Source organism: Duganella sp. CT11-25, assembly GCF_047302815.1.
In the GTDB taxonomy this organism is placed as follows: domain Bacteria; phylum Pseudomonadota; class Gammaproteobacteria; order Burkholderiales; family Burkholderiaceae_D; genus Rugamonas.
In genome coordinates this window covers 2215422-2237787 of record NZ_JBKBFD010000001.1, presented here as the reverse complement: position 1 = coordinate 2237787, position 22366 = coordinate 2215422, and the positions used below count along the sequence as shown (strand labels likewise).

The window sequence follows — 22366 nt, the reverse complement described above, 5'->3', positions numbered from 1 at the left end:
AACAGGGATACCAATGAATTCAGAGTGGGCAGAACCGCCAAAAGACCAGGGCAGCAGCAGCCTGGCCACGCCCGGAGCACAACTGGCAGCCCAGCGCGAGGCGATGGGCTGGACGGTGGAACAGATCGCCGATCAACTGAAGCTGGCGCCGCGCCAGGTCAAGGCACTGGAAGCGGGCGACTACGCCGCGCTGCCCAACATGGCCGTGGTGCGCGGTTTCGTGCGCGCCTACGCCAAGGTCGTCAAGATCGATGCCACCCCGCTGGTGGCGATGATTGAAGTCGTGTCGCCGACCAGCCATGAGGCTGCGCCGCCGCGCAAGGAGATCGCCGCCTCGTTTTCCGAGTCGCGCTTCCCGTCGATGACGGGACGTTCCTCCGGTCCGGCCGGCTGGCTGGTCGGCGTCGCCGCCGTGGTGGCGGTGGCCGCCGCCGGCGCGTACGCCTGGCAGACCGGCTTGATTCCGGCCACGCTGTTCCAGCGCTCGGACAAGGATGCCTCGGCCAGCGCCGTGGCGGAAGCGGCCAAGCCGGCGGAAACCGCGGCGCCGATCGAAACCACGCTGCTCAAGCCGGGCGAGGACGCCGCGCCGGTGCCGTCGACCAACGTGCCGCTGATTTCGGTGCCGCCGCAAAACGCGCCGGCCGCCGCCGATACGGCGCCTGCCGCGCCAGCGCCGGTGGCGACGCCGCCGGTGGCCGCCGCGCCGGCGCCTGTCGTGGCCGCGCCTGTCGCCGCGGTCGCTGCGCCAGCCGCCACCGGCCACCAGCTGGTGCTGAAGGTGACGGAAGATTCGTGGGTGGAAATCCGCCGCCCCGGCACGACGCCGCTGATTTCGCGGCTGGTGAAAGCCGGCAGCACCGAGACCTTCGATATCAAGGATCCGGCGCTGTTGATCGTCGGCAAGCCGGGCGGCGTGGAAGCCACGCTGGGCGGTGCGCCGCTGGCGTTGCCGCCGGTGACCGGCGGCACGATTTCGCGCGTCAATATCAAGTAAAAAATTAAGTCAATTCGAGCAGAACCATCATGTCTTCAACGCAAACAGCCATTCCTTCGGGACCATCGAACCGCCGCGCCAGCCGCAGCGTGCTGGTCGCGCACGGCCAGCGCAAGATCTGGGTCGGCGGCGACGCGCCCGTGGTCGTGCAGTCGATGACCAATACCGATACCGCCAACGCCATCGAGACCGCGATCCAGATCCGCGACCTGGCGCGCGCCGGTTCGGAGCTGGTGCGCCTGACGGTGGACCGGCCGGAAGCCGCCGAAGCGGTGCCGTACATCCGCGAGCAGCTGGACAAGATGGAGGTCGACGTGCCGCTGGTCGGCGACTTCCACTACAACGGCCATACGCTGCTGAACGATTATCCCGAGTGCGCGAAAGCGTTGTCGAAGTACCGCATCAATCCGGGCAACGTCGGCAAGGGCGCCAAGCGCGACACGCAGTTCGCGCAGATGATCGAAGTGGCCGCGCGCTACGACAAGCCGGTGCGCATCGGCGTCAACTGGGGCAGCCTGGACCAGGCGCTGCTGGCGCGCATCATGGACGAAAACGCCGGCCGCGCCGAGCCGTGGTCGGCGCAGGCCGTCATGTACGAGGCGCTGATCACCTCGGCCATCGAGAACGCCGTGCGGGCCGAGGAACTGGGCCTGGGCCGCGACAAGATCATCCTGTCGTGCAAGGTCTCGGGCGTGCAGGACCTGATCGCCGTGTACCGCGAGCTGGCCAGGCGCTGCGACTATCCGCTGCACCTGGGCCTGACCGAGGCCGGCATGGGCAGCAAGGGCATCGTCGCCTCGACGGCGGCGCTGTCGGTGCTGCTGCAGGAGGGCATCGGCGACACCATCCGCATCTCGCTGACGCCGGAGCCGGGCGGCGACCGCACCAAGGAAGTGATCGTCGGCCAGGAAATCCTGCAGACCATGGGCCTGCGCAAGTTCACGCCGATGGTGATCGCCTGCCCGGGTTGCGGCCGCACCACCTCGACCACCTTCCAGGAACTGGCCGACAACATCCAGACCTATCTGCGCGAGCAGATGCCGGAGTGGAAAAAGACCTACCCGGGCGTGGAGGCGATGAACGTGGCCGTGATGGGCTGCATCGTCAACGGCCCCGGCGAATCGAAGCACGCCAACATCGGCATCAGCCTGCCGGGCACCGGCGAATCGCCGGCCGCGCCGGTGTTTGTCGACGGCGCCAAGTTTGCCACGCTGCGCGGCGAGCGCATCGTCGAAGAATTCCAGGACATCGTCCTGAACTACGTGAAAACGAACTACAGCAAACAAGCTGCATAAGAACATGTCCAAAACTGAAAAAATCGTCGCCGTCAAAGGCATGAACGACATCCTGCCGACCGATGCGCATCTGTGGCAGCTGTTCGAGAACACCGCGCAGTCCGTGGTGCAGAGCTACGGCTTCCAGCAGATCCGCACGCCGATCGTGGAAAACACCTCGCTGTTCGCGCGCGCCATCGGCGCCGTGACCGACATCGTGGAAAAGGAGATGTACTCGTTCGAGGATGCGATGAACGGCGACAAGCTGACCCTGCGCCCTGAAGGCACGGCCGGCGCGGTGCGCGCGGTCATCGAGCACAACCTGGTCTACGAAGGTCCGAAGCGCCTGTGGTACACCGGCCCGATGTTCCGTCACGAGCGTCCGCAGCGCGGCCGCTATCGCCAGTTCTACCAGTTCGGCTGCGAGGCCGTCGGCTTCAGCGGCCCGGACGTGGACGCGGAAATGATCATGCTGTGCCGCCGCCTGTGGGACGACCTGGGCCTGGAAAACATCCGCCTGGAACTGAACTCGATCGGCGACGCCGAAGAGCGCGCGCGCCACCGCGTCGACCTGATCGCTTACCTGGAAAAACACGAGGAGATCCTCGACGCCGAAGCCAAGCGCCGCCTGCACAGCAACCCGCTGCGCATCCTGGACACCAAGAACCCGGCGATGCAGGAGATGGTCAACGGCGCGCCGAAGCTGCTGGACTACCTGGGCGAGGAATCGCTGGGGCACTTCAACGGCGTGCGCAAGATCCTCGACCACAACAACATTCCGTACGTGATCAACCCGCGCCTGGTGCGCGGCCTGGACTACTACAACCGCACCGTGTTCGAGTGGGTGACGGACGCGCTGGGTTCGCAGGGCACCGTGTGCGCCGGCGGCCGCTACGATCCGCTGATCGCTTCCTTCGGCGGCAAGCCGACGCCCGCCGTCGGTTTCGCCATGGGCATCGAGCGCCTGCTGGAACTGATGAAGGAAGCCGGCGAGCCGGAAGCGCCCAACCAGTGCGACGTCTACCTGGTGCACCAGGGCGAGGCGGCGCAGCTGCAAGCCTTCGTGCTGGGCGAGCGCTTGCGCGACGCCGGCCTGGACGTCATCATGCACGGCTCGACCGCGGCGGGTGCCGGCAGCTTCAAGACGCAGATGAAAAAAGCCGATGGCAGCGGCGCCTCGTTCGCCGTCATCATCGGCGAAGACGAAGTCGCCAACCACACCGCCAGCGTCAAGGCGATGCGCGCGGTGGAGGGCGAACAGCAGCAATCGACGGTGCCGTTCGACGACGTCGTCGATTTCGTGGTCGACCAGATCACCGACAGCGGCGATCACCATCACCACGTGCATGACGAGCATTGCAATCACTAAGCATTCCATTTAACTATAACGGCAGACGAATACCATGGCATACGATCTCGAAGAACAAGAGCAACTCGCGTCCCTCAAAGCTTGGTGGGAAAAGTACGGCAACCTGACCTCGTGGGTGCTGATCGCCGTCCTCGCCGGCTACTCCGGCTGGCAGGGCTGGAACTACTACCAGCGCAGCCAGGCCAGCCAGGCCTCGGCCCTGTATGACGAACTGCAAAGCGCGGTCGAAGCCAAGGACAACGTCAAGGTGCTGCGCGCCGCCGGCGACATGGAATCCAAGTTCGGCAGCACGGCCTATGCGTCGATGGCCGCGCTGACCGCCGCCAAGACTTCGTTCGAAGCCAACGACCTGAAATCGGCCAAGGCCCAGCTGCAATGGGCGGCGGACCACGGCGGCGAGGAATTCAAGGCGCTCGCCAAGATCCGCCTGGCCGGCGTGCTGCTGGATGAAAAAGCCTACGACGAGGCGCTGAAAGCGCTGGGCGGCGATGTGCCCGCGCAGTTTGCCGGCGCCGTGGCCGACCGCAAGGGCGACATCCTGGTCGCCCAGAACAAGCTGGCCGAAGCCCGCGCCGCCTACCAGGCCGCGCTGGACGCCACCGACAAGAAGAACCCGGGCCGCCAGCTGATCCAGCTGAAGTTTGAGGCGATCGGCGGCTCCGTGCCGGCCGAAAAAGCCGCCGCTTAACCGACGTCGTTCCCGCGCAGGCGGGAATCCATGCTGAGTATGGGCCCACGCGTGCGCGAGGGCGACGCGCCACGTAACGAACAAGGTTGAAAATTTATGCGTATTACCGAAAAAGTTATTGCTGCAAGCGTGTTTGCGATGTTGGCCGGTTGTTCCTTGTTCGGCTCTAAGGATGCCAAGAACCAGCCGGCGCCGCTGGTCGAGCTGAAGGGCGCGATGACGCCCAAGACGGTGTGGAAGTATTCGCTGGGCAAGGCCGGCACCGCGGTGTTCACGCCTGCGCTGTCGGGCGAGAACCTGTACGTGGCCGACGCCGACGGCGCGCTGGCGCGCATCAGCGCCGCCACCGGCAAGGAGCAATGGCGCGTCAAGACCGGCTCCGACCTGACGGCCGGCGTCGGCACCGACGGCGACGTGGTGGTGGTCGGCGGCGTCAAGGGCGCGATCCTGGCGTTCGACGCCAACGGCAAGCAGCTGTGGAAAGGCCAGGCGTCGAGCGAAGTGCTGTCGTCGCCGGTGGTCGGCGGCGGCGTGGTCGTGGTGCGCAGCGTCGACAACATCATCACCGCGTATGACGCCAAGACCGGCGAGAAACGCTGGAACGTCACCCGCGCCACGCCGGCGCTGACCCTGCGCAATGCGCCGGGCATGGTGATCAGCGGCCTCAACGTGTATATCGCCCAGCCGGGCGGCAAGCTGCTGGCGCTGGTCCTGGCGACCGGCCTGCAGCGCTTTGAAGTGGTGGTCGGCGAGCCGCGCGGCGCCACCGAGCTGGAACGTGTGACCGACATCGCCGGCACCCCGGTGATCTTCGAAAAAGATGTCTGCGCCGTGTCCTACCAGGGCCGCGTGGCCTGCTTCGACGCCATCACCGGCGCGCCGCACTGGAGCAAGCCGACCTCGTCCGACAAGGGCGTGGCGGTGGACCAGCGTTTTGTATTCGTCTCCGACGATAAAGGTGAAGTTGCAGCCTACAGCCGTGAAAACGGCAGCAACGCCTGGAAGAACGACAAACTGTCCTATCGCAACCTGTCGACCCCCGTGTCGTATGGCCGCGCCGTGGCAGTCGGCGACTACCAGGGTTACGTCCACTTCCTGTCGCGGGAAGATGGCGCATTTATAGGTCGCGCCGCGACCGACGGCAGTGCTATCCAAGCGGATCCTGTCATCTCCGGCTCGAATTTGATTTTCCAAACCCAATCAGGGACAGTGACCGCTCTCGCGGTCGAGTAATAAAATGAAGCCGGTAATCGCACTAGTGGGTCGACCCAATGTAGGGAAATCGACCTTGTTCAATCGTCTGACCCGCTCGCGCGATGCGCTGGTGGCGGACTTGCCTGGGTTGACGCGAGATCGTCACTATGGCGAGGGCCGTGTCGGCGAACGTCCCTTCCTCGTCATCGACACGGGCGGCTTCGAGCCGGTCGCCAAGGAAGGCATCATGCATGAGATGGCCAAGCAGACCAAGCAGGCCGTCGCCGAGGCCGACATCGTCGTGTTCCTGGTCGACGGCCGCCAGGGCCTGACGCCGCATGATAAAACCATTACCGACTTCCTGCGTAAAAGCGGCCGTCCGGTCATGCTGGTCGTCAACAAGTCGGAAGGCATGCGCTACACCGCCGTGGTCGCCGACTTCTACGAACTGGGGATGGGCGAGCCTTACTCGATCTCGTCGGCGCACGGCGACGGCGTCGCCGACCTGGTGGAGGAGGCGCTCGACCTGGCCTTCGCCCAGCGTCCGGAAGATGCCGAGGAACTGGACAAGACCGACCACGGCATCAAGATCGCGCTGGTCGGCCGTCCGAACGTCGGCAAGTCCACCCTGATCAACACCCTGGTCGGCGAAGAGCGCGTGATCGCCTTCGACATGCCGGGCACCACCCGCGACTCGATCGAGATTCCGTTCGAGCGCGAAGGCAAGCAATACACGCTGATCGACACGGCCGGCATCCGCCGCCGCGGCAAGGTGTTCGAGGCGATCGAGAAGTTCTCGGTGGTCAAGACGCTGCAATCGATCTCGGAAGCCAACGTCGTCGTGCTGATGCTCGACGCCCAGCAGGACATCTCGGAGCAGGACGCCCACATCGCCGGCTTCGTGCTGGAGACGGGCCGCGCGCTGGTGATCGCCGTCAACAAGTGGGACGGCCTGCGCAGCGACGAGCGCGACGAGATCAAGATCGACATCGACCGCAAGCTCGATTTCCTGTCCTTCGCCAAGATGCACTTCATCTCGGCGCTGAAGTCGCAGGGCATCGGCCCACTGATGAAGTCGCTTGACGCGGCCTACGCCGCCGCCATGTGCAACCTGTCGACGCCGAAGCTGACCCGCGCGCTGATCGAGGCGGTGGAGAAGCAGGAGCCGCGCCGCAAGGGCTCGATCCGGCCGAAGCTGCGCTATGCGCACCAGGGCGGCATGAACCCGCCGGTGATCGTGATCCACGGCAATGCCCTGGACGCGGTCGGCGAGCCGTACAAACGTTACCTGGAAAAACATTTCCGCGACACGTTCCAACTGGTCGGCACGCCGCTGCGCATCGAACTGCGCACCGGTAAAAATCCGTTCGCCAAAGGTTCGGCGAAATAAGGCTGTTTTTTTGCAGGAACGCCCTGCAAAAAAAGCCAAAACAGGTTACAGTGGCTTAGAAGCACCATTCCCGACGTGGCGAGCGGTGTTTCAGCGAAAATCGTTTGACTTTTTGCTGAGCCACGTACTTGAAATTAAGCGTTTCGCCTCCAAATCCAACACAACAACATAAAATGGAGCTGTTATGAGCAACAAAGGGCAACTGTTACAAGACCCATTCCTCAATGCCTTGCGCAAAGAGCATGTTCCTGTCTCGATCTATCTGGTCAACGGCATCAAGCTGCAGGGCCATATCGAATCGTTCGACCAATACGTCGTACTGCTGCGTAACACCGTGACCCAGATGGTCTACAAGCACGCCATCTCCACCGTGGTACCGGCACGCGCCGTCAACCTCAACATCGAATCCGAAGCGGAATAAGCGCTTGCATCATCGCTTCTTCCCAACTCGCTTGATCGCCGTATGCGCGCAGCCTTAGTCGGTATCGATTTCGGTCAAGGCGACTTTGCCGCCAGCGTCGAAGAACTGCAACTGCTGGCCCGTTCAGCAGGTGCGGAACCGGTGACGACGATCACGGCCAAGCGTTCGGCGCCGGACGCGGCTTATTTCGTCGGCAGCGGCAAGGCCGACGAGATCGGCCTTGCCGTGCTCGATCACAAGATCGAGATCGTCATCTTCAACCACGCGCTGTCGCCCGCCCAGCAACGCAACCTGGAAAAGCGCCTGCAGATCCGGGTGCTGGACCGTACCAGCCTGATCCTTGATATCTTCGCCCAGCGCGCCGCCTCCCACGAGGGCAAGCTGCAGGTGGAACTTGCTCAGTTGCAGCATCTGGCCACGCGCCTGATCCGCGGCTGGACCCACCTGGAACGGCAAAAGGGCGGTATCGGCCTGCGCGGTCCCGGCGAAACGCAGCTGGAAACCGACCGCCGCCTGATCGGCGAGCGGGTCAAGGCCCTGCGCGCGCGTCTCGACAAGCTGCGCAAGCAGCACGAGACGCAGCGCCGTTCGCGCGGACGCAGCCAGACCTTCTCGGTGTCGCTGGTCGGCTATACCAATGCCGGCAAGTCGACCCTGTTCAACGCCGTCACCAAGGCCGGCGTGTATGTCGCCGACCAGTTGTTCGCCACCCTGGATACGACCTCGCGCCGCGTCTACATGGGACAGGAAGTGGGCAATGTGGTGATCTCGGATACGGTCGGTTTCGTGCGGGAACTACCGCACCAGCTGGTGGCGGCGTTCCGCGCCACGCTGGAGGAGACCATCCATGCCGACCTGCTGCTGCACGTCGTCGACGCCTCGTCGCCGGTGCGCATGGAGCAGATCGAACAGGTCAACCTGGTGCTCAAGGAAATCGGCGCCGATCACATTCCGCAGATACTGGTGTGGAACAAGATCGACGCCGCCGGGCTGGAGCCGTCGGTGGAGCGAGATGAATATGATAAGATTTCCCGCGTCTTCCTCAGCGCGCGCACCGGCCAGGGACTGGACCTGCTGCGCGGCGCCATGGTCGAGTGGGCCAAGGCCGCACCGGGCGCCCGCCTGAACCAGGCGTACGACACCGGGGAAGCACTAGAAGAAGAACCAGAAGCAATAGAGAGCAGTCCCACCCTCACTGACGTTGGATCACACTAATGCGTGTCTCCTCACTTATGAAACGACTCGGCTTGAAGCTGTCGCTGAACGATCCCCGCTGGGGCTCGGACAAGAAAGACGACAGCAAGCCGCAAGCCAATGAAGGCAAGAAGCCCGGCGAGGGCCCGCCCGACATGGAACAGCTGTGGCGCGATTTCAATCAGCGCCTGAACAGCTTCTTCGGCCAGAAAAACCGTCCCGGCAACAATGGCGGCGACAACAACGGTGGCGGCGGCGGTGGCCGTCCCGACCTGGCCGGCGTGCGCGCCACGGCCGGCGCCATCGGCGTGGTGGTGGCGCTGATCTGGCTCGCCAGCGGCTCCTTCATCGTGCAAGAGGGCCAGACCGGCGTGGTCTACACGTTCGGCAAGGTCAGCCATACGACCGGTTCCGGTTTCAACTGGCGCTGGCCGTATCCGTTCCAGACCGACGAAACGGTCAAGGTTTCGCAGATGCGGGTGGTCGAGATCGGCTATCGCGGCAATATCAAGAACAAGCAGGCGCGCGAATCGCTGATGCTGACCGATGACGAAAACATCATCGACATCCAGTTCGCCGTGCAGTTCAAGCTGAAGGATCCGGTCGCCTGGCTGATGAACAACCGCGACGAGGAGGACACCGTGCGCCAGGTGGCCGAGACCTCGATCCGCGAAATCGTCGGCAAGAACAAGATGGACTTCGTGCTGTACGAGGGCCGCGACAAGGTCGCCTTCGAAACCCAGCAGCTGATGCAGCAGATCCTCGACCGCTACGCCTCGGGCGTGCTGATCTCGAACGTCACGCTGCAGGCCGTGCAGCCGCCGGAGCAGGTGCAGGTCGCCTTCGACGATGCGGTGAAAGCAGGGCAGGACCGCGAGCGCCAGAAAAACGAAGGCCAGGCCTACGCCAACGACGTGATTCCCAAGGCGCACGGCTATGCCTCGCGCCTGATGCAGGAAGCCGAAGCCTACCGTTCGATGGTCACCGAGAACGCCACCGGTAACGCCTCGCGCTTCAAGCAGGTGCTGGCCGAGTACCAGAAGGCCCCGGGCGTGACCCGCGACCGCATGTACCTGGAAACCATGCAGCAGATCTTCTCCAGTTCCAGCAAGGTGATGATGGATGCCAAGACCGGCAGCAACCTGCTGTACCTGCCGCTGGACAAGCTGATCGCCCAGGCGGCGGCGACCGACGCGCAAGCGGCGGCCAACCGCGCCGCGGCGCAAGCGGCCGCGGCATCGCCGCCATCGTCCGCCTCGCTGCCTGCGGATGTCATTCCGTCGGTGGAAGTAAGCCGCCAGCGCGATTCGCGCGTGCGCGACGCCCAACGTGAACGGGAGAGCCGTTAATGAATCGCATAGCTAGTTCCCTTATTGCGGCTTTCGTCGTGCTGTTGCTGCTGTCGTCGACCGTGTTCGTGGTCGACCAGCGCAAGTACGCGATCGTCTTCGCGCTGGGCCAGATCAAGGAAGTGATACGCGAGCCGGGCCTGCATTTCAAGCTGCCGCCGCCGTTCCAGAACGTGGTCTACCTGGATAACCGCATGCTGACCATCGAGTCGGCGGACGCCGAGCGCTTCATCACGGCCGAGAAGATGAACATCCTGGTCGACAGCTTCGTCAAGTGGCGCATCGGCCGCAGCGAGAGCGCGCCCAAGCTGTACTACGTCACCTTCGGCGGCGACGAGGGCCGCGCGCGCGACCGCATGTCGCAGATCGTCAAGGCGGCGCTGAACGAGGAAATCACCAAGCGCACCGTGGGCGAAGTGATCTCCGGCCAGCGCGGCAAGGTCATGGAAGGCATCCGTACCAAGGTGGTGCGTGAAGCGGCCCAGATCGGCGTCGAGATCATCGACGTGCGCCTCAAGCGCGTGGAATACGTGGAGCAGATCAACAACTCGGTGTATGACCGCATGAAGGCCGAGCGCCTGCGCGTGGCCAACGAGCTGCGCTCGACCGGTTCGGCCGATTCGGAAAAGATCCGCGCCGACGCCGACCGCCAGCGTTCCGTGATCCTGGCCGAGGCCTATCGCGACGCCGAGCAGATCCGCGGCGAGGGCGACGCCAAGGCGTCGGCGATCTACGCCGAAGCGTTTGGCCGCAATCCCGAGTTCTACAAGTTCTACCGCAGCCTGGAAGCCTACCGCGCGACCTTCAAGAATCACGGCGACGTGATGGTGCTGGATTCGAGCTCGGACTTCTTCAAGTACTTCAAGAGCTCCGGCGCGGCCGGTTCCGCAGCGCCCGCTCCAGCTAAAAAGTAAGTTGTATAGTCATTCCCGCCCTTGGCGGGAATGACTTCTCCAGCATCTTTTTCCCCTCCCGAAACGCATTTTCGCGTAAAATATCAGGTTCGGCCTTCCGCTTGACGGCCACGGTGCGTGCGCCGCCTTGTTCACCGCATTGTTTATTTATAACTGCCTTCCCATGCCGAATTGGCTTTTGCCCGAGAATATCGCCGACGTTTTGCCGTCGGAAGCACGCAAGATCGAAGAACTGCGTCGTTTGATGCTGGATAATTTCCGTCTCTACGGATATGAACTGGTGATGCCGCCGCTGCTGGAGTACCTGGAGTCGCTGCTGACCGGCGCCGGCGAGGATACCGACCTGCGCACCTTCAAGCTGGTGGACCAGCTGTCGGGCCGCATGCTGGGCCTGCGCGCCGACATGACGACCCAGGTGGCGCGCATCGACGCCCACTTGCTGAACCGCACGTCGGTGACGCGCCTGTGCTACGCCGGCAGCGTGCTGCATACCCGTCCGTCGGGCCTGCACGCCACCCGCGAGCCGCTGCAGATCGGCGCCGAGATGTACGGCCATGCCGGCCTCGAAGCCGACGCCGAGATCCAGGAACTGGCGCTGGCCTCGCTGGCCCTGGCCGGCTTCACCGAGGTGCGCCTGGATTTGACGCATGTCGGCGTGCTGCGCGCTATCATTGAGGGCGACGCGGCGGCCGCGAAAGACGAGGCGAAACTGTACCTGCTGCTGCGCGCCAAAGACGTGCCCGGCCTGCAGGAACTGACGCAAGATTACACGCCGCTGGTGCGCGACGCGCTGCTGGCGCTGCCGAACCTGTACGGCGACATCGAAGTGCTGAAACGGGCGCGCGAGGTGCTGCCTGACCTGCCGGGCATCGGCAAGGCGCTGGCCGAGCTGGCCGCGTTGGCGGCCTCGGCCATTGGCCGCGCCGAAGTGGCGATCGACCTGGCCGACCTGCGCGGCTATCAGTATGAAAGCGGCGCGATGTTTGCGCTGTATGTGCCGGGCCTGCCGAACGCGGTGGTGCGCGGCGGCCGTTACGATCACGTAGGCGAGGCTTTTGGCCGGGCGCGTCCCGCCACCGGCTTCTCGCTCGACCTGCGCGAACTGGCGCGCCTGCTGCCGACCGCGGAGCGCAAGCATTCGATCCGCGCGCCGTGGGGCAATGCGCCGGAATTGAAGGAAAAAATCGCCGAGCTGCGCAAGTCCGGCGAAGTGGTGATCCAGAGTATGCCGGGTCACGACAGCGAGCTGGACGAGTTCGAGTGCGATCGCGCGCTGGTCCTCGACGATAATGGTAGCAACTGGATTCTTAAAAACTTAGGTTAGTGTGATGTCAAAGAAAAACGCAAAGAACGTCGTCGTCATCGGTACCCAATGGGGCGATGAAGGTAAAGGCAAGATCGTCGACTGGTTGACCGATCATGCACAAGGTGTGGTCCGCTTCCAGGGCGGCCACAACGCCGGCCATACGCTGGTCATCGGCGGCGTCAAGACCGCGCTGCAGCTGATCCCGTCGGGCATCATGCGTCCGGGCGTGGCCTGCTACATCGGTAACGGTGTGGTGGTGTCGGTGCCGGACGTGCTGCGCGAAATCGACAAGCTGGAAGCGGTCGGCGTCGAAGTCGCTTCGCGCCTGAAAGTGTCGGACGCGGCCCCTGTGATCCTGCCTTACCACTCGGCGCTGGATCTGGCCCGTGAAGCCGCCCGCGGCGAAGCCAAGATCGGCACCACCGGCAAGGGCATCGGCCCGGCCTACGAAGACAAAGTGGCGCGCCGCGCGATCCGTATCGCCGACCTGCTGAACGAGAAGCGCTTCGCCGAGAAACTGGCCGAGAACCTCGATTACCACAACTTCGTGCTGGAACATTACCTGAAGGCGCCGAAGATCGAATACCAGAAGACCCTGGACGACGCGCTGGCCTATGTGCCGCGCCTGCGCCCGATGGTCACCGACGTCTCGAGCGCGCTGTACGCCGCGCACAAGGCCGGCGCCAACCTGCTGTTCGAAGGCGCGCAAGGCTCGCTGCTGGACGTCGACCACGGCACCTATCCGTTCGTCACCTCGTCGAACTGCGTGGCCGGTAACGCCGCCGCCGGCGCCGGCGTCGGTCCGAACATGCTGCACTACATCATGGGCATCACCAAGGCCTACACCACCCGCGTCGGCTCCGGCCCGTTCCCTTCGGAACTGCCTACCGATGCAGGCGTCGGCCACCACCTGGCGCAAGTCGGTCACGAGTTCGGCACCGTCACGGGCCGCGCCCGCCGCTGCGGCTGGTTCGATGCCGCGCTGCTGCGCCGCTCGGTCCAGATCAACGGCGTCACCGGCATGTGCCTGACCAAGCTGGACGTGCTGGACGGCCTGGAAACGCTGAAGCTGTGCACCGGCTACACCATCGACGGCGTGGCCGTGGACATCTTCCCGTCCGGCGCTGAAGAAGCCGCCCGCTGCGTGCCGGTGTACGAAGAAATGCCGGGTTGGACCGACAGCACCGTCGGCGCCAAGTCGCTGGCGGCGCTGCCGGCCACCGCCCGCGCCTACATCAAACGTATCGAAGAGTTGGTCGGCGTGCCGGTTGACATGGTATCGACCGGTCCGGATCGCGAAGAAACGATCGTGCTGCGTCATCCGTTCGAGTAATCAAGGAATTTTTATGACGACCCCACAATCCAACGAAAAACATCTCTGGGTATCCTGGGACGAGTACCATCGCCTGATCGAGCGCCTGGCGCTCAAGGTGCATGAATCGGGCTGGAAGTTCGACATGGTGCTGTGCCTGGCGCGCGGCGGCGTGCGTCCGGGCGACGTGTTCTCGCGCATCTTCGACGTGCCGCTGGCGATCCTGTCGACCAGCTCGTACCGCGAAGACAAGGGCACCACGCAGGGCGACCTGGACATCGCCAAATACATGACGATGACCAAGGGCCCGCTGAGCGGCAAGATCCTGCTGGTCGACGACCTGGCCGACTCCGGCGTCACCCTGATCAAGGTGATGCAGCACTTGAAGGACAACTTCGAAGGCGTGACCGAAGTCAAATCGGCGGTGATCTGGACCAAGGGCAGCTCGGCCTTCAAGCCGGACTACCAGATGGAAGAACTGCCGCACAACCCATGGATCCACCAGCCGTTCGAAGACTACGACGGCCTGCGCCCGCACCAGCTGGCGGCGTGGATCAAAAAAGGCGAGACGGCGCAGTAAGCTGTTCGACCAAAGGGAGCTTCGGCTCCCTTTTTTTTCGATAATAAAAAGAGCGCGTCCATGACCCAAGACTTCTTCCAGACCTTCATCCTGCTGCTGTTGGTCACCGACCCGTTCGGCAACGTGCCGCTGTTCGCCAGCGTCCTGAATCCGGTGCCGCCGGCGCGCCGTTCGCGCATCGTGGTGCGCGAGTGCGCGATCGCCTTCGTGCTGCTGCTGATCTTCATGTTCTTCGGCCGTCACTTCCTGTCGGCGCTGCACCTGTCGGAAGTGGCGCTGCGCATCGGCGGCGCGGTGATCCTGCTGTTGATCTCGATCCGCATGATCTTCCCGCATCCCGATGGCGTGCTGGGCCGCACCGACGGCGGCGAGCCCTTCATCGTGCCGCTGGCGATACCGGCGCTGGCCGGACCGTCCGCGCTGGCGACGGTGCTGCTGTTCTCGCGCGAGAGCACGGGCGAAGTGCTGGTGCACGTGGCCGCGCTGGCGGCGGTCGGTGTGGTGTGGCTGGCGGTATTCCTCAGCGCCGAGAAGCTGCAGAAGGTCCTGGGCCCGCAAGTGATGACCGCCTTCGAGCGCCTGATGGGCCTGATCCTGACCGCGATGTCGGTCGAAATGCTGCTCGGCGGCATACGCGAGTTCGTCAAAACCCTGTAGACGAAAGGGCGGTTCAGCGCCGCCGAGATTGATGCAAACGTAGTTGCTGAAACAGCGTCGCCGTACACTGGCTCCTTCAGTTTAGACCGCTGGGCGCGCAATTGACTGAAGCGGAACTCACTCACTACGCATCGTGGGCATCAATAGCGTCGCTATTCATGTCCATCATTTCCTTGCTCTACGTGCGTAGCATCAAGAGCAATATTATTAAATTCCGGCGCAAGCAGCGCATCCGGCAGTTATTGGAAAGCACGCTTTTCATTTCTAAATACCATCTCTCAGCCAGCAGAGAATTGGCCGAGAAATTCGTAGCGCTGCAACGCAACTTGCCAATCCGCGCTTGGTCGCGCTTCACTCTGCGTGGCCGCATTACCATTGAACTGCATAGGCACATTGAGGATGGCGACATTGCCGCTGTCAGAGAGGTAATCTACGACTGGCTTTCCTATTCGGAGGACATATGAATAGATACGACGTTTTGTTCAATGAAATCTTTGCGAAGACAAAGTCCGGTCAGCTGCAGTGGAAGCATATAGGCAGGGAGGAGAATGCAGCCCTCATACTCAATGCACATCTTGTATTCCGTCAGTTTTCGGCGGAGCTACCGCGCGGCAGGGATGTTTTTACGCTGTTGCTGGTTGAGAAGCGGCATCTCTACAACGACGAAGATTTTTTCATTGAGCGCTTTGAAACCTATCGCGCCGAGTTGTTGGTTGTTCAGGACGGAGAGTTGGTTGCGACGCTCGGTGACGCGGTGAAATTATCGGCCATGATGGAACTGGCCCGCATGGTTGAAACCGATAGTGACCGGATTCGAAAGCTCTTCGATACCCAGATCTGAAAAGTGTTTGACCTGCGCCTTGATGCGGCCTATAGTTAGATAACTATCTAATTAGATGCTTGCCGAATGAACGCCACCAACAACGCCTTCAAAGCCATCGCCGACCCGGGGCGCAGGGAGATCCTGCGGCTGCTGCGGCAGGGCGAGATGACGGCCGGCGATCTGGCGGGGCATTTCGATATGAGCAAGCCGACCATGTCGCATCACTTCGCGGTGCTGGTCGAGGCCGACCTGATCACCCGCCGCCGCGACGGCCAGACCATCTGGTACGGCTTGAATACCACCGTGCTTCAGGACGTGCTGGCCTGGATGATGGACCTGACCGATACCGACACCAAGGGGAAGAAGAAATGAGAACACGCTATCTCGCTGTTTGTTTCTTGCTGATCGCCGCCATGTGCGCGGCAACGCTGTATTGCTGGCCGTCGCTGCCCGAGCGGGTGCCCGTGCACTGGAATGTCGAAGGCGTGGCGGACGGCTACGGTCCCCGCGCGGTCTTGTGGCTGCTGGGCCCCGGCTTGATGGCGCTGGCCGCGTTGAGCGGTGCACTGCTGCCGCGCATCGCGCCGCGCCGCTTCGATGTCGGCACCTTCGAATCGACCTACTACTACGTATGCGGCGTCACCGTCGGCATGCTCGCTTATGTCAACGCGCTGGTGCTGCTCGCCGTGCTGCAGGGCGGCGTGACGATGCAGCACGCCATCCCGGCGGGCATCTTTATCTTGCTGGTCCTGGTCGGCAACCAGCTGGGCAAGGTGCGCCGCAACTTCTTCATGGGTATCCGCACGCCGTGGACGCTGGCCAGCGAATCCGTCTGGTACGCCACGCACCGGCTGGCGGCGCGCTTGATGGTGGCCAGTGGCTTGCTGGGCCTGTTCTCCTTGTGGCTGGGGGCTTCGCATTGGGTCCTGCTGCCGCTGATGCTGGCCTGGGCGCCACTGGCCGCCGGCTATTCGCTGCTGCTCTACAAACGTCTTCCTCACTGAATCGGAGAAAAGTATGCGCTTCAAGTTAATGCTGTCGTTGTTGATGCTGTCGCTGTCGGCCGCCGCTGCCCAGCGCCCGGTGTCGCTGGAAGTGGGTGGCGGCGCCGTGTACGGAACCGAGCTGACGCCCGATGGCGTCACCGGCAAGGTGCCGGTCGTGCTGCTGCACTCCGGCTCCGGCCCGACCGATCGCGACGGCAACAACCCGCTGCTGCCGGGACCTAACGATTCGCTGCGCATGGTCGCCGAAGCGCTGGCCAGGCGCGGCATCGCGTCGGTACGCTACGACAAGCGCGGCATCGGCTCCAGCGCCCTGCCGGTGTGGAAGGAGAAAGACATCCGCCTGGACGACTACATCGACGACGCCAGCGCATGGCTGCGCAAGCTGCGCGCCGATCCGCGCTTCTCGCGCGTGGTGATGGCGGGGCATAGCGAAGGCGCGCAGATCGCGGCCGAGGCGTGCAAGCAGGGCGGGGCGGATGCCTGCGTGCTGATCGCCGGCGCAGGCCATCCGCTCGACGATATCCTGCGCGACCAGCTGAAGTCCAAGATGCCGCCGGCGCTGTTCGATCAAAGCGAGCGCATACTGGCCGAGCTGAAGCAGGGCAAGCCGGTCGCGAATGTGCCGCCCGACCTGATGATGCTGTACCACCCGTCGGTGCAGCCGTATCTGATCTCGTCGCTGCGGCACGATCCGCGCACCGCGATCGCGGCGCTGGCCGTGCCGGTGCTGATCCTGCAAGGCACGTCCGATATCCAGGTGCAGGAATCGGAGGCGCAGGCATTGGCCGCCGCCGCGCCGCGTGCGAAGCTGGTCGTCGTGGACGGCATGAACCATCTGCTGAAAATGGTCGGCAAGGATGAGGCCTTGCAGCGGAAATCCTACGGCAGCCCCGAGCTGCCGGTATCGCCGCAATTGATCGACGCGTTGAGCGGTTTCGTCAACGCGCCGTAATCGATCAAGCGATATTGTCCGCGCCGGGCGCGCCGAACAGCTGCTGCTTGAGGTGATGCAGCTGGTCGCGCACCTGCGCGGCTTTTTCGAACTCCAGGTTCTTGGCGTGATCGAGCATGGCCTTCTCCAGGCGCTTGATCTCCTTGCTGATCTGCTTCTCGCTCATCGATTCGTACTTGGCCGTCTCCTGCGCCACCTGCAGCTCCTGGCGCGCATCCTGCGGGCTGTAGACGCCATCGATCATGTCCTTGATGATCTTGTGCACGCCGCGCGGAATGATGCCGTTGGCTTCATTGAAGGCGATCTGCTTGGCGCGGCGGCGCTCGGTCTCGCCGATCGCCCGTTCCATCGAATCGGTCATGCGGTCCGCGTACAGCAGCGCCACGCCGTTCAGGTTCCGCGCGGCGCGGCCGATGGTCTGGATCAGCGAGCGCTCGGAGCGCAGGAAGCCTTCCTTGTCGGCGTCCAGGATCGCCACCAGCGACACCTCGGGCAAGTCCAGGCCCTCGCGCAGCAGGTTGATCCCGACCAGCACGTCGAAGGTGCCGATGCGCAGGTCGCGCAGCAGCTCGACGCGCTCCACGGTTTCGATATCGCTGTGCAGGTAGCGCACCTTGATGCCGTGGTCGCTCAGGTATTCGGTCAGCTGCTCGGACATGCGCTTGGTCAGCGTGGTCACCAGCACGCGCTCGTTCTTGGCCACGCGCAGCGTGATCTCCGACATCAGGTCGTCCACCTGCGAGCTGGCCGGGCGCACGATGATCAGCGGATCGACCAGGCCGGTCGGGCGCACCACTTGCTCGACCACCTGGTCGGCGTGGGTCCGTTCGTATTCGGCCGGCGTGGCCGAGACGAATACCGTCTGCCGCATCTTCTGCTCGAATTCCTCGAACTTCAGCGGACGGTTGTCCAGCGCCGACGGCAGTCGGAAACCGTAATCCACCAGATTGGTCTTGCGCGAACGGTCGCCGTTGTACATGGCGCTCAACTGGCCGACCAGCACGTGCGACTCGTCGAGGAACATCAGCGCATCCTTGGGCAGGTAGTCGACCAGCGTCGGCGGCGGTTCGCCGGCCTGGGCGCCGCTCAGGTGGCGCGAGTAGTTCTCGATGCCCTTGGTGAAGCCGATCTCGGTCATCATCTCCAGGTCGAAGCGGGTACGCTGCTCCAGGCGCTGCTCTTCGATCAGCTTGTTCTCCTTGCGGAAGAACTCCAGCCGCTCGCGCAGTTCCAGCTTGATGGTCTCGATCGCGCGCAGCACGGTCGAACGCGGCGTCACGTAGTGCGAGCCCGGATAGACGGTGAAGCGCGGGATCTTCTGCTTGACGCGGCCGGTCAGCGGATCGAACAGCTGGATCGATTCCAGCTCGTCGTCGAACAGGTCGAGGCGCACCGCCAGCTCCGCATTCTCGGCCGGGAAGATGTCGAGCGTATCGCCGCGCACGCGGAAGGTGCCGCGGCCGAAGTCCACCTCATTGCGGGTGTACTGCATCTGGATCAAGCGGGCGATGATGTCGCGCTGCGACACGCGGTCCTTGGCGCGCAGCGTCAAAATCATCTGGTGGTATTCGCTGGGGTTACCGATACCGTAGATCGCCGACACGGTGGCGACGATGATGACGTCGCGCCGCTCCATCAGCGACTTGGTGCACGACAGGCGCATCTGCTCGATGTGCTCATTGATGGACGAATCCTTTTCAATGAACAGGTCGCGCTGCGGCACGTAGGCTTCCGGCTGGTAGTAATCGTAGTAGGAGACGAAGTACTCGACCGCGTTCTCCGGGAAGAATTCGCGGAACTCCGAATACAACTGCGCGGCCAGCGTCTTGTTGGGCGCGAAGACGATGGCGGGACGGCCCTTGCGGGCGATCACGTTGGCCATCGTGTAGGTCTTGCCCGAACCGGTCACGCCCAGCAGGGTCTGGAAGAACAGGCCGTCGTCGATGCCTTCGCACAGCTGGTCGATCGCGGTCGGCTGGTCGCCGGCGGGCGGGAAGGGCTGGTGCAGCTTGAACGGCGAGTCCGGAAAGGTAACCACGGTTGCCGTTGAGGTGTCTACTACTGGTAAATCCGCCATCTTGTTCAGACCTTTGTTAGAATAATGGCCTGCCAGCGGCCTGAAGTGAGTTATCGAGGGGCGCTGTCTGACATCATCCGCTGCGAACCGCTTCCAATCGAATCCAATCTTATCATGACGAATCCTAGCTTGTTCAGCGCCATCGAGATGGCACCACGCGACCCTATCCTGGGCATCACCGAAGCATTTAACGCCGACCAGAACCCGGCCAAAATCAACCTGGGCGTCGGCGTTTATTATGACGACAACGGCAAGGTGCCGCTGTTAGCGTGCGTACAGAAAGCGGAAGAGATCCTGATCGCCGCGCCTGCCCCGCGCACCTACCTGCCGATCGAAGGCCTGGCTGCCTACGACAAGGCGGTGCAAGAGCTGGTATTTGGCGCCGACAGCGCCGTCATTCAAGAGAAGCGCGCGATCACCGTGCAAGCCATCGGCGGCACCGGCGCCCTGAAGATCGGCGCCGACTTCCTGAAGCGCTTCGCGCCGGATGCGCAGGTCTATATCAGCGACCCAAGCTGGGAAAACCACCGCGCGCTGTTCGAAAGCGCCGGTTTCGTTGTCAACAACTACGCTTACTACGATGCCGCTACCCACGGCGTGAACTTCGCCGGCATGCTGGCCGGGCTGAAGGCCATGCCGCGCGGTTCGATCGTGCTGCTGCACGCCTGCTGCCACAACCCGACCGGCGCCGACCTGACCTCGGCCCAGTGGGATGACGTCATCGCCGCTGTTACCTCGGGCGGCCTGGTGCCGTTCCTGGACATGGCATACCAGGGCTTCGGCGCCGGTATCGCCGAAGACGGCGCCGTGGTGCGCCGCTTCGCTGCCGCCGGCGGTCCGCTGCTGGTATCGAACTCGTTCTCCAAGTCGTTCTCGCTGTACGGTGAGCGCGTCGGCGCGCTGAGCGTGGTCGCCGCCACCGGCGAAGAGGCGAGCCGTCTGATGTCGCAGCTGAAGCGCGTGGTGCGCACCAACTACTCGAACCCACCGGTCCACGGCGGCAAAGTGGTCGCCACCGTGCTGACAACCCCGGAACTGCGCCAGGTGTGGGAAGACGAACTGGCCGGCATGCGCGTGCGCATCAAGGAAATGCGCGAAGCCTTCGTGGCCAAGCTCAAAGCCAAGGCGCCAGGCCACGATTTCGCCTTCGTGCGCGACCAGGTCGGCATGTTCTCGTACTCGGGCCTGACCAAGGCACAAGTCGAGCAACTGCGCGAACAGTCGATCTACGCGGTGGACACCGGCCGCATCTGCGTCGCCGCGTTGAATTCGCGCAATATCGACATCGTCATTGACGCCATCGCCAAAGTGCTCTAAAATCTTGTTTCTTCGGGTTGAGCTGCTAAGCTTGATTCGATAGGGCAGCATGAAATACCGAAGAAACTTGCATCTTGCTGGTGCGAAAGAAACAGTATAAAATGTTGCCTCTAATCCCTGATAGCTCAGTTGGTAGAGCGACGGACTGTTAATCCGCAGGTCCCTGGTTCGAGTCCAGGTCGGGGAGCCAGAATTTTGAAGGGCTTGCGAGAAATCGCAAGCCCTTTTTGTTTTGTTCCGCAATATCTCGCTCCCGCTTTTCATCCCCGTGCGCAGCCTGATTCATTGACTATGTCATTGCGATAACGTATAACTTTTGATCAGACAACACTCAGCAAGGTCTTCACATGAAGCTGCATGCACCTTCACAAGAAAATCTGGCGCGGCCATTCCGGCAAGCGGCGGTCGCGCCGAGTTCGGTGGCGGGCGGAGCGTCGTTGCGCTCGATCCAGGCCATGGCGGACGGCAGTCCGCGTTGCGCATCTTTGCACTCCATCCAGGCGATGATGGGCGGCAGCGCGCGCGTCGCGCAAATGCGGGCATTGCTCGGCGGCGGCGCGGTCATGCAGCTGCGGCGGGTATTCCGCGGTCCGGGCGAGGTGAATGATGATGTCGTTGCGGACGGCATCGGTCCCAACGGCGATTGGTACGCCTATCAAGTTGACGAGGGGCTGATTTATGTTCATGTTGATAACATAGTTCCGTTCATGACGGCTTATCCCGATGCGGAGATAGCCAGTCCAGCTGATTTGGAGGAGGCGGTCGCGGCCGAGGAGCCGGCGGAGCAGGGCGAGCACGTTGGCGGCGAGGGTGGTTTGGAGGATGCCGACGCGGTCGAGGATGTTTCCAAAGTCTTGCACTTCACTGATATGCGCGATCCCGACAACGTCATCAAGCGTCATGCCGATCCTGAGCAGATCGGGCGTGATGATCTGGTGGAGGCGCTGACGCCGCACCCGTTAGCGGGGATGATCACGGAAGTGCGCTTCATGCAGCCGCAAAATCCCGCCGACCATTTTGAAGTAATGTGCCTGGTTGCGCCGGCACAGCAGGGCGGCGACCCGGTTGGCTTGAAATTCGATTTCAACAGGAACGGATACCGGATGATTTATGGCGCCGATCCGGATCAGAACGGAAATCGTTTTGTTGTTGGGGAAACCCAGCCTGCGCAACCGATAGCGGTTGCTGAAGCCACCGGCACCTTCGCGGCGACCTCGTTCGATGGCGGCGAATACCGCGAAGGCGCCAACGAATGCGGCACCTTCGCGCGCAACTTCTATCAGGCCCTGATGCATCATGCGCCGGACGATGTCGCCGGCGAGGATGATGTCGTTGCGGAGGTGCATCCGGATGTTCCCGTCTCAAATCCGTTCGGCGTACTCGCATCCTTGGGCGACGAGGACTTTTAGCGCTTAGGTACTGCAAAATATAATTTCAATGTTTGATTGTTATTGTTGATGGCTGACCTGCCTCTAGCGGGCCGGAGAAAATAGTTGCTTTTTGGGCTGGGCAAATCAAAACTGAGCAGCTATAATTCTGGCCTCA

The 22366-nt window shown here is 63.0% G+C and carries 22 protein-coding genes and 1 tRNA gene; 22 read left to right on the top strand and 1 reads right to left on the bottom strand.

Annotation, left to right across the window (positions count from 1 at the left end):
- Positions 1 to 13: 13 nt before the first annotated feature.
- The 19 genes from ACEN9F_RS09440 to ACEN9F_RS09350 all read left to right on the top strand — a co-directional run bounded on the left by ACEN9F_RS09440 (position 14) and on the right by ACEN9F_RS09350 (position 17427).
- The gene (locus tag ACEN9F_RS09440; protein ID WP_413419769.1) at positions 14 to 997 is read left to right on the top strand and encodes a helix-turn-helix domain-containing protein; all 984 of its coding nucleotides are present in this window, start codon (positions 14 to 16) and stop codon (positions 995 to 997) included.
- A 29-nt stretch (positions 998 to 1026) separates the two neighbouring features.
- Positions 1027 to 2292, top strand: a complete 1266-nt coding sequence (ispG, locus tag ACEN9F_RS09435) for a flavodoxin-dependent (E)-4-hydroxy-3-methylbut-2-enyl-diphosphate synthase (protein WP_413419768.1) — start codon at positions 1027 to 1029, stop codon at positions 2290 to 2292.
- A 4-nt stretch (positions 2293 to 2296) separates the two neighbouring features.
- Positions 2297 to 3640: a histidine--tRNA ligase gene (gene hisS, locus ACEN9F_RS09430; RefSeq protein WP_413419767.1), complete on the top strand. Its 1344-nt coding sequence runs from the start codon at positions 2297 to 2299 to the stop codon at positions 3638 to 3640.
- Between the two features lie 34 nt (positions 3641 to 3674).
- Positions 3675 to 4328, top strand: coding sequence for a YfgM family protein (locus ACEN9F_RS09425; RefSeq protein ID WP_413419766.1), 654 nt, complete (start codon positions 3675 to 3677; stop codon positions 4326 to 4328).
- 96 nt (positions 4329 to 4424) lie between these two features.
- Positions 4425 to 5561 carry an outer membrane protein assembly factor BamB gene (gene bamB / locus ACEN9F_RS09420; protein WP_413419765.1) on the top strand — a complete coding sequence of 379 codons (1137 nt, stop codon included), beginning with the start codon at positions 4425 to 4427 and terminating at the stop codon, positions 5559 to 5561.
- Between the two features lie 4 nt (positions 5562 to 5565).
- The gene (gene der, locus ACEN9F_RS09415; RefSeq protein ID WP_413419764.1) at positions 5566 to 6912 is read left to right on the top strand and encodes a ribosome biogenesis GTPase Der; all 1347 of its coding nucleotides are present in this window, start codon (positions 5566 to 5568) and stop codon (positions 6910 to 6912) included.
- Between the two features lie 184 nt (positions 6913 to 7096).
- Positions 7097 to 7333 (top strand): RNA chaperone Hfq, encoded by a 237-nt coding sequence (gene hfq, locus ACEN9F_RS09410; RefSeq protein WP_008450615.1) that lies wholly within the window; start codon positions 7097 to 7099, stop codon positions 7331 to 7333.
- A 42-nt stretch (positions 7334 to 7375) separates the two neighbouring features.
- Complete coding sequence (gene hflX / locus ACEN9F_RS09405; protein WP_413419763.1) at positions 7376 to 8548, top strand: GTPase HflX; 1173 nt, start codon at positions 7376 to 7378, stop codon at positions 8546 to 8548.
- A gap of 17 nt (positions 8549 to 8565) precedes the next feature.
- Positions 8566 to 9876: an FtsH protease activity modulator HflK gene (hflK, locus tag ACEN9F_RS09400; RefSeq protein WP_413419762.1), complete on the top strand. Its 1311-nt coding sequence runs from the start codon at positions 8566 to 8568 to the stop codon at positions 9874 to 9876.
- On the top strand, positions 9876 to 10790 hold the full coding sequence (gene hflC / locus ACEN9F_RS09395; RefSeq protein ID WP_413419761.1) for a protease modulator HflC: 915 nt from the start codon (positions 9876 to 9878) through the stop codon (positions 10788 to 10790). The genes hflK and hflC overlap by 1 nt, the downstream gene beginning before the upstream one ends.
- Before the next feature lie 163 nt (positions 10791 to 10953).
- A complete protein-coding gene (locus ACEN9F_RS09390; protein WP_413419760.1) occupies positions 10954 to 12114 on the top strand; it encodes an ATP phosphoribosyltransferase regulatory subunit in 1161 nt (386 codons plus the stop codon).
- A gap of 4 nt (positions 12115 to 12118) precedes the next feature.
- Positions 12119 to 13429, top strand: a complete 1311-nt coding sequence (locus ACEN9F_RS09385) for an adenylosuccinate synthase (protein WP_413419759.1) — start codon at positions 12119 to 12121, stop codon at positions 13427 to 13429.
- A gap of 13 nt (positions 13430 to 13442) precedes the next feature.
- The gene (locus ACEN9F_RS09380; RefSeq protein ID WP_413419758.1) at positions 13443 to 13988 is read left to right on the top strand and encodes a phosphoribosyltransferase; all 546 of its coding nucleotides are present in this window, start codon (positions 13443 to 13445) and stop codon (positions 13986 to 13988) included.
- 60 nt (positions 13989 to 14048) lie between these two features.
- Positions 14049 to 14645, top strand: a complete 597-nt coding sequence (locus ACEN9F_RS09375; RefSeq protein WP_413419757.1) for a MarC family protein — start codon at positions 14049 to 14051, stop codon at positions 14643 to 14645.
- A gap of 158 nt (positions 14646 to 14803) precedes the next feature.
- Positions 14804 to 15109 carry a hypothetical protein gene (locus ACEN9F_RS09370; RefSeq protein WP_413419756.1) on the top strand — a complete coding sequence of 102 codons (306 nt, stop codon included), beginning with the start codon at positions 14804 to 14806 and terminating at the stop codon, positions 15107 to 15109.
- Positions 15106 to 15486 carry a hypothetical protein gene (locus tag ACEN9F_RS09365; protein ID WP_413419755.1) on the top strand — a complete coding sequence of 127 codons (381 nt, stop codon included), beginning with the start codon at positions 15106 to 15108 and terminating at the stop codon, positions 15484 to 15486. The genes ACEN9F_RS09370 and ACEN9F_RS09365 overlap by 4 nt, the downstream gene beginning before the upstream one ends.
- A 66-nt stretch (positions 15487 to 15552) precedes the next feature.
- A complete protein-coding gene (locus ACEN9F_RS09360; protein ID WP_413419754.1) occupies positions 15553 to 15840 on the top strand; it encodes an autorepressor SdpR family transcription factor in 288 nt (95 codons plus the stop codon).
- Positions 15837 to 16472 (top strand): SdpI family protein, encoded by a 636-nt coding sequence (locus ACEN9F_RS09355; protein ID WP_413419753.1) that lies wholly within the window; start codon positions 15837 to 15839, stop codon positions 16470 to 16472. Before ACEN9F_RS09360 ends, ACEN9F_RS09355 begins: the two co-directional genes overlap by 4 nt.
- A 13-nt stretch (positions 16473 to 16485) precedes the next feature.
- Positions 16486 to 17427 (top strand): alpha/beta hydrolase, encoded by a 942-nt coding sequence (locus ACEN9F_RS09350; protein ID WP_413419752.1) that lies wholly within the window; start codon positions 16486 to 16488, stop codon positions 17425 to 17427.
- A gap of 4 nt (positions 17428 to 17431) precedes the next feature.
- Here ACEN9F_RS09350 and uvrB read toward each other — a convergent pair whose 3' ends face one another.
- Positions 17432 to 19504 carry an excinuclease ABC subunit UvrB gene (uvrB, locus tag ACEN9F_RS09345; protein ID WP_413419751.1) on the bottom strand — a complete coding sequence of 691 codons (2073 nt, stop codon included), beginning with the start codon at positions 19502 to 19504 and terminating at the stop codon, positions 17432 to 17434.
- Between the two features lie 114 nt (positions 19505 to 19618).
- Between uvrB and ACEN9F_RS09340 the strand changes: the two genes are divergently transcribed.
- From ACEN9F_RS09340 to ACEN9F_RS09330, 3 genes are all read left to right on the top strand, one after another.
- Positions 19619 to 20821 carry an aromatic amino acid transaminase gene (locus tag ACEN9F_RS09340; protein ID WP_413419750.1) on the top strand — a complete coding sequence of 401 codons (1203 nt, stop codon included), beginning with the start codon at positions 19619 to 19621 and terminating at the stop codon, positions 20819 to 20821.
- A gap of 114 nt (positions 20822 to 20935) precedes the next feature.
- Positions 20936 to 21011, top strand: a tRNA-Asn gene (locus ACEN9F_RS09335).
- 157 nt (positions 21012 to 21168) lie between these two features.
- Positions 21169 to 22230 (top strand): hypothetical protein, encoded by a 1062-nt coding sequence (locus ACEN9F_RS09330; protein ID WP_413419749.1) that lies wholly within the window; start codon positions 21169 to 21171, stop codon positions 22228 to 22230.
- Positions 22231 to 22366: the final 136 nt, after the last annotated feature.